General features: G+C 56.2%; 7 protein-coding genes. 6 read left to right on the top strand and 1 reads right to left on the bottom strand.

The window, feature by feature from the left end:
- Window positions 1-2 precede the first annotated feature (2 nt).
- Window positions 3-1,085: a 3-dehydroquinate synthase gene (gene aroB, locus RBH33_RS07375; RefSeq protein ID WP_306731513.1), complete on the top strand. Its 1,083-nt coding sequence runs from the start codon at window positions 3-5 to the stop codon at window positions 1,083-1,085.
- Window positions 1,086-1,185: 100 nt separating this feature from the next.
- Window positions 1,186-2,745, top strand: a complete 1,560-nt coding sequence (locus tag RBH33_RS07370) for an AAA family ATPase (protein WP_306731512.1) — start codon at window positions 1,186-1,188, stop codon at window positions 2,743-2,745.
- A 14-nt stretch (window positions 2,746-2,759) separates the two neighbouring features.
- Here RBH33_RS07370 and RBH33_RS07365 read toward each other — a convergent pair whose 3' ends face one another.
- Window positions 2,760-4,811 (bottom strand): hypothetical protein, encoded by a 2,052-nt coding sequence (locus RBH33_RS07365; RefSeq protein ID WP_306731511.1) that lies wholly within the window; start codon window positions 4,809-4,811, stop codon window positions 2,760-2,762.
- Window positions 4,812-5,250: 439 nt separating this feature from the next.
- Here RBH33_RS07365 and gltB point away from each other — a divergent pair, with 439 nt between their 5' ends.
- The 4 genes from gltB to RBH33_RS07345 all read left to right on the top strand — a co-directional run bounded on the left by gltB (window position 5,251) and on the right by RBH33_RS07345 (window position 13,912).
- The gene (gltB, locus tag RBH33_RS07360; protein ID WP_306731510.1) at window positions 5,251-9,705 is read left to right on the top strand and encodes a glutamate synthase large subunit; all 4,455 of its coding nucleotides are present in this window, start codon (window positions 5,251-5,253) and stop codon (window positions 9,703-9,705) included.
- A gap of 98 nt (window positions 9,706-9,803) precedes the next feature.
- Window positions 9,804-11,222, top strand: a complete 1,419-nt coding sequence (locus RBH33_RS07355; protein ID WP_306731509.1) for an FAD-dependent oxidoreductase — start codon at window positions 9,804-9,806, stop codon at window positions 11,220-11,222.
- A 114-nt stretch (window positions 11,223-11,336) separates the two neighbouring features.
- On the top strand, window positions 11,337-12,401 hold the full coding sequence (gene hemE, locus RBH33_RS07350) for a uroporphyrinogen decarboxylase (RefSeq protein WP_306731508.1): 1,065 nt from the start codon (window positions 11,337-11,339) through the stop codon (window positions 12,399-12,401).
- Between the two features lie 140 nt (window positions 12,402-12,541).
- Entirely contained in the window at window positions 12,542-13,912 is a 1,371-nt protein-coding gene (locus tag RBH33_RS07345) for a cyclic di-GMP phosphodiesterase (protein ID WP_306731507.1), read from the top strand.
- Window positions 13,913-13,917: the final 5 nt, after the last annotated feature.

The following is a 13,917-nucleotide window of genomic DNA, read 5'->3' as shown; positions in this document are numbered from 1 at the left end:
TTATGCACACTTTAACCGTCGATCTTGCTGAACGCACCTATCCCATTCATATCGGCAAACAGCTAATCGGCAACGCCTCGCTGGTTGCTGAGCGCATTCGTGGCCGACAGGTGCATGTGGTTACCAATGAAACCGTAGCGCCTTTGTATCTCGATAATCTGAAGTCTGCACTGCGGGACTTTCAAGTCGATACCACTGTCTTGCCCGACGGTGAGCAGTACAAAACCCTCGACGTACTCAATCAAATTTTCGACGGCCTATTGACGGCACGCCACAACCGGACCACCACCCTGGTTGCGTTGGGCGGTGGCGTGGTGGGAGACATGGCCGGCTTCGCGGCAGCCTGCTACCAGCGAGGCGTGGATTTTGTGCAAATTCCCACCACGCTTTTGGCTATGGTGGACTCCTCGGTGGGCGGGAAGACGGGCGTCAATCATCCGCTGGGCAAAAATATGATCGGTGCCTTTCACCAGCCGCGCTCCGTACTGGCAGATACCGGTGTACTCCATACCTTGCCTGAGCGCGAACTCTCTGCGGGTATTGCGGAAGTGATCAAGTACGGGTTGATCGCCGACTATGAATTCTTTGAATGGCTAGAGGAGCATATGGATGCTCTGCTGCAGCGCGACGACCAGGCGCTGGCCTACGCCGTTAGACGTTCCTGCGAAAACAAAGCACGCGTGGTGGCATTGGATGAAAAAGAAGGTGGGGTTCGGGCCATTCTTAACCTGGGGCATACCTTTGGTCACGCCATCGAGGCCGCTCAGGGTTACGGTGTCTGGCTGCATGGCGAAGCGGTCGGGGCGGGCATGGTCATGGCTGCCGATTTGTCGCATCGCCGGGGCTCACTGAGCGCGGGGGATTTGGCTCGTACCATCGCTTTGATCGAGCGTGCCGGCCTACCCATCAAAGCACCCGCCGATATGGGGCCAGAAGATTTCCTTAAATTGATGGGAGTGGACAAAAAAGTGCTCGATGGCCGTTTACGTTTGGTGCTTCTGGAGGCGATGGGTCAAGCGGTAGTTACCAGCGAGATCGAAGAATCGCTTCTTCAAGAGACTTTTGCCGCCTGTCGTGGTCAATAGTTGGGGCTCGGGTTTCGCATTCGGGCCAGCGTGTGAGCTGGGAGCTTGATACCAGCCGCCAACTTGATTAGCCTCAACCGAACTCTACGGATCGGTACCCATGACTTCTGATAATTTTGAATCTCCCAGTGCACACGGTCTGGCGGACTATCGCCAGCACTACGGTCTTTCCCGCGATCCTTTTGTGGATTCCCTTCAAGCACCTTTTTACGGTGGTGGCGAACGCTTCCAGCTGCTGGAAAAGCTGCAACACCTGTGTCAGTTCAGTGGCAGCCTTCTGGCGGTGCTTGGCGAGCCGGGCGCGGGTAAGTCGCGCTTAGCGGCGGAGCTGCTTAGTAGCTTTGATGCGGAAGATGATATCTGCGCCGTTCAAGCCAGTCAGGGCTGCACGGCTGCGGATGTCTTGACGCAAATCGCCAGTAGCTTTCGGTTGGTGAACGAACCGCGGCCGTCGGTGGGACAGCTACTGGCCGCGTTACGGCGCTTTGGCCAGTCCGCTGATGAAATGGACAGCTTGGCGCTGGTGGTCATCGACGATGCTCATCATCTGGATGAGCAAACTTTGGCCAGCCTCCTTACCTTGTTGCAAGGCCAGGATCCGGGCGGGCGTCGGCTGCACATAGTGCTGTTTGCTGAGCCGCATCTGGCTAATCGGCTGGAGCAGCTCGAGATGCATGGGGTTCTGGTGCATGACTTCTATCTCGAACCGTTGTCCTTGCCCGATGCAGCGGATTATCTCAACTTCCGCATGGAAGCGGCAGGTTATATTGGACCGGAGCTGTTCAACGAGCTATTGGTAGAATCCTGGTGGCACCGTGCCGATGGGCGCCTGCCATCCCTGCATCAATCCGCACATCAGTGGCTGCTGGAGTCGGTGGCGGCACCGCAGTCCGACAAATCAGGATCATTCCCTGGCTTTGTTAACGTATTGAATCGCGTAAACCTCCCCAATCTCAACAACCTCCCGGTGATGCACATGGTCGCTATCGCCGTGCTTCTGGGGGTGCTGATGATGTTATTTTTTTATGGTGGCGATGACACTGAGCGACGCGAATTCGACCTCGACGTAGTGACCCTTAATGACGAAGCGCCCCCGGCCAGCGTGAATCTTGCGTCCCAGCGCCGTGATCCCGCTCAGGAGCAGGAGCATGCCGTAGCGGAAGCGCCTCAGAGGGAAGGTCTGACCCAACCAGTTACTCCTGAGCGCGCTGAACTGTCCGAACCAGCGCTGCCTGAGTTGGCTCAACCCGCGCCTGCGCAACCGGCCCCCACCCAGGAACCTGAACCAGCCCAGGAGCCGGAATCGGCCCCAATAACGCAAGAGCCGTCACAACTGTCCGTAGCTCAGAGCATTCCAGAAGACGAACAAATTCTGTTGTCTTGGCGCGCCAGCGACTACACTTTGCAGCTGTTGGGTGCAGGGTCCGAACAATCGGTGCGGGAATTTATCGCCAGTCAGCCCAATCGAGAGCAATTGCTGCGTTTTACCACCCGCCGTCAGGGCAATGATTGGTTTGTTGTTGTAGCGGGGCGTTATTCGAGCAGCGAAGAAGCCCGGGCCGCTATCGCCGAGCTTCCCGCCAGACAACGAGAAGCGGGGCCGTGGCCCCGCGTGTTAAGAGATATTCAGGTGGAGATAGAAGGCGTCAGAGGATTGTAGGCTGCTTTGCGAGCCTACTCTTCCTCTTCCTCTTCCTCTTCCTCTCCTGGAGGGTTGATTCGGAGAGAATAATAGGAGGTCAGGCTGCCCCCGTGCGGGGTGGGTACTTCAAGAGTTAAGAACAGAGTGCCCCTGGCCCGATCATCTTCGTCATCGCCGTCAGTGATGAATACTTGGACAACGGAAGGTTCTGTCGATCCGACCAAGTCTCCATCGGGTATGATTTTGATGTCGGCGTCGTCTACCAAATCTTCATCCGCCGACAAGTTGGTGCCCGCCGGTAGGCCATTCCCATTGCAGTCTGCAAGCAAAATATCGAGGATTTTTTGTTCTCCCCGGACTAAATACACATCCCGCATACCGGGAAGGATGGTCCGAATCTTATTGTCGGTGACGTCGGGGTTGGTGTAGGGGATGGTGTAGGGGGTGTCGCACACCATGATGATGGTGTGCTGCTCACGAATGGTAACCGGTTCCCGGGTACAGTAGCCGGCGTCAAGAGCAGCGTCGCTACACAGCACGCCGTTGAAGATGCCGTTAGGTCCGGTGTGTTGATTGTCGCCGTTGAGGTCCACATATTCCTCGCCTGGATCTCGTACCCCGTTGAAATTTTTGTCCAGGTAGGCTTCACCCAGGTCATCACAGGCCAGGGACGCAATATCGGTGTCGTTGTCGTGAAGGACGCTGGCGGAAGATGCCGGCACATTGGGATTGCAGTTGCCACCAGTGGAAAAAATATCCGGTGGTCCGTCGTAGAGTCCGGTGCCGGTCTCGTCAATAAAGGATTCGTTGCCCAAGGCTGTGGCGAGCACCACGACCCGCCCGGGGCGGCACTCGATCATGCCGTCGGGGCATTGCCGTTCGGTGCTGTAGCCGATGATCCGGTCGCTGTGATCTCTTATTGGCGGGAAGGAAAACAATTGCGCGGAGCCTGAGCCGGGCCTGGGGTTCTGGCTACGCCAAGTGACGCTACAGATACCGTTTACCGTTTTGCATTCCGGCTCGATGGCGCCACCACTGGTGGTGAAATAGACCGTCGTGCCATCTGGGGGTGGGTTGTTGAAGGCATCCGCCAACATGATGTTAATCTCGGATTCTATGTTGTCGTAATTCCAGCTGGTGGGCAGGTAATCACCGGACAGACTCATACTGTTCTGGTCGGGAATCCCCGTGGTTACCGCCAGACGGTTGCTTTGGGTGGCAACTTCCTCGGTGCGTGCCGTCACCCAGACAGCTGTAGGTACATTGCCCGCCTGGACAATGGTGCTCACAAAACCTTCGGCATCACTGGTGTCTGATGTGTGTACCAGGGCCAGCCCCCCCAGGGTTTGATTCAGGGAGAAATTCACCTCAACATCGCGCATGGGGCTGCCGGTGGCGCCCAGAACCTGAAAGGTCACCCGTGAGGTCTCCAGGCCGCCGGCCTGCTTGATGTTGATGATTTCCGGCTCCGCATCGATAAAAACCAGGTTCTGGATTCTGTCGCTCTCCACGGTCACCGTACCCCAGGCGCTGCCTGCAATCACCCCTTCGTGTGTGGCGCGAGCGGTGATCCGGTCTTCACCCACACAGCCGTTGGCGGAATAGGTCACGCTGGCTTGGCCGAATGAGGTTTCGACGGTGTTTCCGCCCTCCTCACTGGTGCCCGTCAGTAGGGCCGACCCATCGGCGATGCAGGAGGAGCTGAAGGAGATACTCACCGGACTGGCCACCAACTCACCTTCATGGTTAACCAAGGTGACGCTCAGGCTGGTACGACCGCCGGGGGATAGGGCATTGTCGCCGATGCCAATGGAAACTTCGCCAGCGACAAAGTCATCTCCGCTGCCCCTGCCCAGTTGGCTCGGGCCGCCATCGATTTCGCCGCTGCTATCGCCATCGTCAATATCAACGTCTGAATCGGTCTCCGTCTCCGAGTCCGTTTCAGACGGTGGCGTGGCTCCATTAATAACATCATTAAAGCGAGAGTTTTCACTGTCGCTTCCGCCGCAAGCGGTCAGGGTCAAGGCGAGTAAGAATGCGCCGAAGAGTTTCAGTCTGGCTGGGGTAGAGTTCGATAATTGCATGGAGTCGTCCTGATTTACCGTTCTATTTATTGTTCCACTGTTCAACAGTAGTCCATAAGTTGGCGCATATAAAGGCCGGCGGGGCGCTGGCTTCCGTGGCGCATAGTTGATTATAGGAGGTTTGGGGGAGAATGTGGTACTTTAGGAGTCTACTTGAGCTATTCGCACGCGCCTCAGTTTACTGTTTTGGTGATCCAGTATGACTGAAAGTAATCGGATGATGTTCGCGCCCTTTCGTTGCTGTTCGTGACATTTGCCCCCATTTTTGACGGTTTTTGGTGTCTAGTCTGACGCGTTACAGTCGCGCCGCCTTGCCAAAGCGCCTGTGACCGGGTAATATTCTGCGCCCATTTGCCCAGCCCCTTTGTGTAGGGGCTTTTTTGTCTGGGTGTGACCTAATTCACAAACCCCATTTGACAGGTATCAAGAGAGACGACGTATGACGACGGGCCTCTACAGCTTAGATGAGTTTAAAGACAACTGCGGTTTTGGCTTGATCGCCCACTTGAAGGGTAAAGCCAGTCATCGCCTGTTGCAGACTGCCATAGAATCCTTGACCTGTATGACGCACAGGGGTGGTATTGCCGCTGATGGCAAAACCGGTGATGGCTGCGGTCTCTTGCTGCAAATGCCCGATGGTTTTATGCGCACCGTGGCCAAAGAGGTCTGCGATGCGGAGCTAACCGATCTTTACGGTGTGGGCTCAGTGATGCTGAGCACCGATGCGGCTGCCGCCGAGCAAGCGCGTCAGGTGATTACTGAAGAGATTTCCGCTCAGGAGCTGACCTTGGCCGGCTGGCGTGAAGTGCCTGTGGACAGCAGTTGTCTAGGCCCTATCGCCTTGGAGTCTCTGCCAGTTTTCAATCACTTCTTCGTGAATAATACCCCCGATCTGCCGCTTGATCAGCTTAATGCGCGCCTGTTTATCGCCCGTCGCCGGGTTGAACAGCGCTTGGCCAAAGACAAATCCTTTTATATGGCCAGCCTGAGCACGGGTGTGATTTCCTATAAAGGCCTGATGATGCCTGTGGATCTGCCGCGTTTCTTTGCTGACCTGGCTGACCCGCGCCTGGAAACCGCTATCTGCGTGTTTCACCAGCGTTTTTCCACCAACACTTTGCCCAAGTGGCCTCTGGCGCAGCCCTTCCGCATGCTCGCGCACAACGGCGAGATCAACACGGTCATGGGCAACCGCAACTGGTCAGTGGCGCGCACCTCCAAGTTCAGCACGCCGTTACTGCCGGATCTGGAGCGGGTGGCGCCCCTGGTCAATCGCGAGGGTTCGGACTCCTCCAGTCTGGACAATATGTTGGAAGTACTCACTACGGGTGGCATTGAGCTGCATCGGGCCGTGCGCATGCTGGTGCCGCCGGCCTGGCAAAACGTCGAGCACATGGACCCGGAGCTGCGCGCTTTCTACGAATACAACTCCATGCATGTGGAGCCCTGGGATGGTCCGGCTGGCTTGGTGATTACCGATGGCCGTTACGCCGTTTGTACGCTGGATCGTAACGGTTTGCGTCCGTCTCGCTGGGTTATCACCAACGACGATATCATCACCGTTGCCTCTGAAGTGGGTGTGTATAGCTACAAGCCCGAAGACGTGGTGGCCAAAGGGCGCCTGGGGCCAGGCCAAATGCTGTCCGTGGACACCGAAACCGGTCAGCTTTACCACACCAAAGACATCGACGAGCAGCTCAAGGGGCGCCAGCCCTACAAAGCTTGGTTGAAGGCCAAGGCTTTGCGGCTCGAATCCACGTTAGATCTGGACGTGGCGGAAAACGGCTTGAGCGATGATCAGCTGAAAGCTTACATGAAGCTGTATCAGGTCAGTTTTGAGGAGCGTGATCAAGTCATTCGTCCGCTGGCCGAAGGTGGCCAGGAAGCGGTTGGCTCCATGGGTGACGATACGCCCATGGCGGTGCTGTCGCGCACTCAGCGCTCTTTGTACGACTACTTCCGTCAGCAGTTTGCGCAGGTGACCAACCCGGCAATTGATCCGCTGCGCGAAGCGATTGTTATGTCCCTGGAGACGTGTCTGGGGCGCGAGCTATCCGTATACGAAGAAACCGAAGAGCACGCTGACCGGTTGATTCTGACATCGCCCGTGCTTTCCCCGGCCAAATTCCGGGCTTTGCTGGACGTGCAGCGCCCCGGCTACGAAGCTGAGCGCCTGTCTTTGGCTTACGATCCAGAACAAACGAGTTTGCAGCAAGCGATTGTCGACTTGTGTCAGCGTGCCGAAGCCGCCGTGCACAGTGGCAAAGTGTTGCTGGTGTTGAGCGACAATGGTGTGGAAAAAGGCCAGTTGCCGATACACGCGCTATTGGCGACGGGTGCTGTGCATCACCACCTGACTCACAGCGGCCATCGCTGTGATGCCAATATCATTGTGGAAACCGGCACCGCTCGCGACTCGCATCAAATTGCCGCGCTTATTGGTTACGGTGCAACGGCGGTCTACCCGTTCCTCAGTTATTTCGTGCTTAATCACCTGATCGAAACTGGCGAGCTATTGCTGGACACGGATCAGGCGTACAAGGGCTACCGCAAGGGCGTGAACAAAGGCTTGCTGAAAATTCTCTCCAAGATGGGGATTTCCACGATCACCTCCTATCGGGGCGCGCAATTGTTTGAAGCCGTGGGCCTGGCTGATGACGTTGTGGATCTGTGCTTTGCCGGTACCCCGTCGCGCATCAAAGGCGCCGGCTTCGAAGAGTTGGAGGCGGATCAAAAAATCCTGGCGAAAACCGCGTGGCAGGCTCGTAAGCCCATCGTGCAAGGTGGCTTGCTCAAGTATGTACACGGGCAGGAGTATCACGCCTTTAACCCGGACGTCATCCAAACCTTGCAGCGGGCTGTACAAACCGGCGACTACGCCCTGTGGCGGGACTACTCCGGCTTGGTGAACCAGCGTCCAGTAGCGACCCTGCGCGACCTGCTGAAAGTACGCGAGGGCGTGGCTAAGCCCATTCCCCTCAGCGAAGTGGAGCCGCTGGAAGAAATCATCAAGCGCTTCGACTCCGCGGGTATGTCTTTGGGCGCCTTGTCGCCCGAAGCTCACGAGGCGCTGGCGGAAGCCATGAACCGGCTCGGCGGTCGCTCCAACAGCGGTGAAGGCGGCGAAGATCCGGTGCGTTACGGCACTCCGAAAATGTCCAAGATTAAGCAGATCGCTTCGGGCCGTTTCGGTGTCACACCTCATTACCTGGTTAATGCCGAAGTGCTGCAGATCAAAGTGGCCCAGGGCGCAAAACCGGGTGAAGGTGGTCAGTTGCCCGGCGGTAAGGTAAATGAGCTTATCGCGCGGCTGCGTTACTCAACGCCCGGTGTGACTCTAATTTCACCGCCGCCGCATCACGATATTTATTCCATCGAAGATTTGGCGCAGCTTATTTATGACCTGAAGCAGGTCAATCCGGATGCTCTGGTTTCCGTGAAACTGGTTTCGCGTCCCGGCGTGGGTACTATCGCCGCGGGTGTCGCCAAAGCATACGCGGATTTGATCACCATTTCCGGTTATGACGGTGGCACCGCCGCCAGTCCGCTCACGTCGATTCGCTACGCGGGTTCGCCTTGGGAGCTGGGTCTGTCGGAAACACACCAAACCCTGCGCGCCAACGACCTGCGCGACAAAGTGCGTGTGCAAACCGATGGTGGTTTGAAAACCGGTTTGGACGTTGTCAAAGCGGCCATGCTGGGTGCTGAAAGCTTCGGCTTCGGGACTGCACCCATGGTCGCTCTGGGATGTAAATACTTGCGTATCTGCCACCTCAATAACTGCGCCACTGGTGTCGCGACTCAGAACGACAAGCTGCGCAGTGACCATTACATTGGCACCGTGGAAATGGCCATGAACTTCTTCAAGTTCGTTGCCGAAGAAACCCGTGAGTTGCTGGCCAGTCTGGGCATGCGTAGCCTGTCCGAGCTGGTGGGTCGCGTCGATCTGCTGGAGGCCATTGAGGGTCAAACCAGTAAACAACAATTGCTGGATTTGAGCCGTATTATTCACACTGACGACTTCCTACAAACCAAGCCACAGCTGTGTGGTGTGGCGCGCAACCTGCCCTTTGACAAGGGTGAGAAGGCCGAGGAAATCGTCAAAGCGGTGCTGCCCGCCATCGATGGTAAAACCGGTGGTGAGTTCGAGTTCACCGTAACCAACTGTGATCGCTCCATTGGTGCACGCCTCAGTGGTGAAATTGCCAAGCGGCACGGCAACCAGGGTATGGCGGATACTCCGATCACCCTCAAGCTGACCGGCGTGGCCGGACAGAGCTTCGGCGTCTGGAATGCTGGCGGCTTACACATGTACCTGGAAGGTGATGCCAACGACTATGTGGGTAAAGGCATGGCCGGCGGCAAACTGGTGCTGCGTCCGCCGCGCAATTCCACCTTTAAGTCTAACCAGACCAGCATTATGGGCAACACCTGCCTCTACGGCGCCACGGGCGGTAAGCTGTTTGCCGCTGGTGCGGCCGGTGAACGCTGCGGTGTGCGCAACTCCGGCGCCCACGTGGTTGTAGAGGGCGCGGGCGACCATTGCTGCGAATACATGACCGGTGGTGTGGTGACTGTGCTGGGCAAAACCGGCCTGAACTTCGGCGCTGGCATGACCGGTGGTTTTGCCTACGTCTACGACGAAGATAATCATTTCGTGGATCGTTACAACCGCGAGCTGGTGGAAATCTATCGCGTTGACAGTGAATCCCTGGAGGCTCATCGTAATCACTTGCGTGGCGTGATTGAGGAGTTCGTTCAGGAAACAGAAAGTGAATGGGGGCAGGAGCTGCTGTCGAACTACGATGATTTTGTCGGTAAGTTCTGGCTGGTGAAGCCCAAAGCGGCGAGCTTGCCGGGGCTGTTAAACACCGTGAAGCAGCGCAGCGAGTAAGACTGTATCCCATGGCGGCCTAAGGCCGCCTTTAAAAACTGAAGTGGGTGCAGCGCCAGTTGGTGGCGCTCCCCAACCGATTAGCTGAGGCAGGAATTATGGCCGGACGTTCAAGCAACAACTTCCAGTTTATCGATGTGGGTCGTCAGGATCCGGCGAAGAAGGATATGGACACCCGCAGACACCAGTTTGTGGAAATCTACGAGCCGTTCAGTCAGGAAGAAGTGGCCAGTCAATCTGACCGCTGCTTGTCTTGCGGCAATCCATACTGCGAATGGAAGTGCCCGGTACACAACTTTATTCCCAACTGGCTCAAGCTGATTGCCGAGGGCAACATTTTTGAGGCCGCGGAACTGAGCCATCAGACCAACTCCCTGCCCGAAGTGTGTGGGCGCGTCTGCCCGCAGGACCGTTTGTGTGAAGGTGCCTGTACCCTCAACGACGGTTTTGGTGCGGTGACCATCGGCAACGCCGAGAAATACATCACTGACACGGCCTTCGCCATGGGCTGGAAACCCGACATGTCCAAAGTGGTGTGGACGGACAAAAAGGTCGCCGTCATTGGCGCCGGCCCAGCGGGTATCGGTTGCGCCGATGTTCTGGTACGCAACGGCGTTAAGCCAGTGGTGTTTGACAAGTATCCGGAGATCGGCGGCTTGCTCACCTTTGGTATTCCAGAATTTAAGCTGGAAAAAAGCGTTATGAGTCGGCGCCGGGAAATCTTTACCGAAATGGGGGTGGAGTTCCGCCTCAATACCGAAGTCGGTAAAGATGTGATGGTGGAAGATCTGCTGCGCGATTACGATGCGGTGTTCATGGGTATGGGGACCTATACCTATATGCGCGGTGGTTTCGCCGGTGAAGACCTGCCGGGCGTTTACGACGCTCTGCCCTTCCTGGTGGCCAACGCCAATCGGAATCTGGGCTTTGAAAAAGATCCCAGCGAATTCATCAGTGTCGAAGGCAAGCGTGTTGTGGTGCTGGGCGGTGGTGATACGGCTATGGATTGTAATCGCACCTCCATCCGTCAAGGCGCGCTCAGTGTGACGTGTGCCTATCGGCGTGACGAAGAAAACATGCCCGGTTCGGTGCGGGAAGTGGCCAACGCCAAAGAAGAGGGCGTACAGTTTTTGTTTAACCGCCAACCGGTTGCTATTGTCGGTGAAGACAAAGTGGAAGGGGTAAAAGTGGTTACCACTGAGTTGGGCGAGCCGGACGAAAATGGCCGTCGTCGCCCTCAGCCCATTCCGGGAAGTGAAGAAATTCTGGATGCTGACATAGTCCTGGTGGCTTTTGGTTTTCGCCCCAGCCCAGCCTCCTGGTTTGAAGACCACGACATTAAGGTCAATGACTGGGGTGGTGTGGAAGCGCCGGAACTGCAAACTTACAAATTTCAAACCAGCAATCCCAAGATCTTCGCCGGCGGTGATATGGTCCGTGGTTCCGACCTAGTGGTGACCGCCATATGGGAAGGCCGCGAAGCGGCACAAGGCATTCTGGATTATTTGGACGTTTAATGCATAATCAGGTGGGCCTCGGGCCCACCGCCATCTTCTGGCACATCTTTCAGGGCGCGCGGCTGGCTCTTGGGCCGCTCCCTACTTATTCACTTACCATCTTAAGCGACTATCATGACCGAGCTTAAAAACGACCGCTTTTTACGCGCCTTGTTGCGCGAACCTGTCGACGTAACGCCCGTTTGGATGATGCGCCAAGCCGGTCGATACCTGCCGGAATACCGCGCTAGCCGCGAGCGGGCTGGTGACTTTATGGGGCTGTGTGGCAATCCAGACATGGCTTGTGAGGTTACATTGCAGCCCCTGGAACGCTATCCGCTAGATGCCGCAATTCTGTTTTCCGACATTCTCACCATTCCGGACGCCATGGGCTTGGGCCTGTATTTTGAAGCCGGCGAAGGACCGAAATTTCGTAAGCCCGTACGCACCGAGGCGGATATTCGGGCTCTAAAGGTAACCGACCCAAACACCGATTTGTCCTATGTAGTGGATGCCGTGAAAACCATCCGCAGAGAACTTAACGGGCGAGTGCCGCTGATTGGTTTTTCCGGTAGCCCTTGGACCTTGGCCACTTACATGATCGAAGGCGGTTCCAGCCGCGACTTCCGCCGCGCCAAACAAATGCTCTACAACCAACCGGAACTGATGCACCAGCTGTTGGATGTTCTGGCTCGTTCCGTCATCGCGTATCTGAATGCTCAGATTCGCGCTGGCGCCCAGGCGGTACAGATTTTTGATACCTGGGGGGGCGCCCTCTCCCACAGTGCGTATCAGGAATTTTCACTGCGCTATCTTCAGCAGATTGCGCACGGTTTGCTGCGAGAGCACGAAGGCCGCCGCGTGCCACTGATTTTGTTCACTAAAGGCGGTGGGCAATGGCTGGAGTTGATGGCCGACACTGGTGCTGAGGCTCTGGGCTTGGACTGGACCACGGATATCGGCCAGGCGCGCGCGCGCGTCGGTACCCGGGTGGCCTTGCAGGGTAATATGGACCCCACAATTCTTTACGCCAAGCCAGAGCGCATTCGCGCGGAGGTCGGGGCGATACTCAATGCTTATGGTCAGGGTAGTGGCCACGTGTTCAATTTGGGGCACGGCATTACACCAGAGGTTGATCCGGAGCACGCTGGCGCATTTATCCGCGCGGTGCACGATCTTTCCTCTCAGTATCACGAATAAAGCTGACTGTTAAGTAGCCCCAACGCACGGCCCATAAGGCCTCTGGCGCCTTTTCGCCCTATGGTGTACTGTTCAATATTTGACTAGACTTGCGTCATAGATGGAGTTGGTGCGTCAGACTGACGGTGCGAGGAACCACGGTGGGCATTAAACAGGTTAAGCTGGACGTCAATGAAGTGACGGTAGGCATGTATGTTTCAGGGCTGGATCGGCCGTGGAATCAAACGCCTTTCCCGTTGCAGGGTTTCTATATCCGCGATTTGGAAGAAATCAAGCAGCTAAAAACCATCTGTCGCCACGTTTATATCGATGTGATGCGCGGCCGCGCGCCTGTGGCGGCTAACCTCAAAACCCTTGCGCCCGATACCCTCAAGAACCGCATAACCGCCCGGGAAAATAAAACCGCGCCGGTAAACGTCAAAGTGGCGCCGCTGCGCATACATCGCAATCTCTACACTCACGTTAAACCTCTGAAAAAAGAAATCCGCAGGGCCAAGCAGTTACATCAAAATGTGTACCATGCTGTGGGCGAGGTGCTGGAATACTTGGGCAGCAATGAGTTGCACCGGGTGCCGATCACTGAAACCAAGCGCCTGGCCAGCGATATGGTAGACAGCGTTCTGCGTAATCCAGACGCCTTTACGTGGTTATCCCGAATTCAGGAAAAGGACGAATATACGTATAGCCATGCCATTCGCTCGTCGGTATGGGCGATCTTGTTTGGGCGCCATATTGGTCTGCCCAAGCGGGATTTGGATGTGCTGGCGCTGGGTGTTCTGTTAAAAGATGTGGGTAAGGTCAAACTCGACCAATCGCTGCTGGCTAAGGCTGAGCGGACCCCCGAAGAGACAAAACTGTACGAAACATTTGTGGACCACGGCGTGGAGATTTTGCGCAACACGCCGGGCGTGGAGCCGCGGGTAATCAGCGTGGTGAAAACCCACTGCGAACGCCTCAACGGCAGCGGCTTTCCCCAGCATTTGCAGGGAGACAAAATCCCCTTGCTGGGCAAAATTGCCGGCGTAGTGACCTTTTATGACAATGTCACCAACCCGCGAGGTGCCCACCAGCCCATAGCACCCTCTAAAGCCGTTTCCAGACTGTACGATTTGCGAAACACCCAGTTTCAAGAAGAGCTGGTGGTGGAATTCATACGTGCCATCGGGCTTTATCCCACCGGGACTTTGGTGGAGTTGAGTACCGGAGAAGTGGGTGTGGTGGTGGAACAAAATTTTGATCGGCGCTTGAAGCCCAAAGTTATGTTGGTGCTTGATGCGGTTAAAGAGCCTTTGCCCAAGCACCAGTTGCTCGATCTGTCCGAGGATGACAAACGCAAGCAAGCGCTGTTGGATTCCGGTAAGAAAACCCGCTACGAAGTGGAGAAAATCGAGATTGCCCGGGACTTGGAACCGGGCACTTACGACGTGGATATCGCGGGAATCAGAGACAGCTATTTACTGAAAAAAGAAAAGTCAGGACTTTTCTCATTACTGGGCCGCTGGTACCACTGACGGCC

This window comes from Marinimicrobium hydrolyticum, assembly GCF_030848505.1.
In the GTDB taxonomy this organism is placed as follows: domain Bacteria; phylum Pseudomonadota; class Gammaproteobacteria; order Pseudomonadales; family Cellvibrionaceae; genus JAVDDU01.
This window is presented reverse-complemented; position numbering and strand designations above follow the sequence as displayed.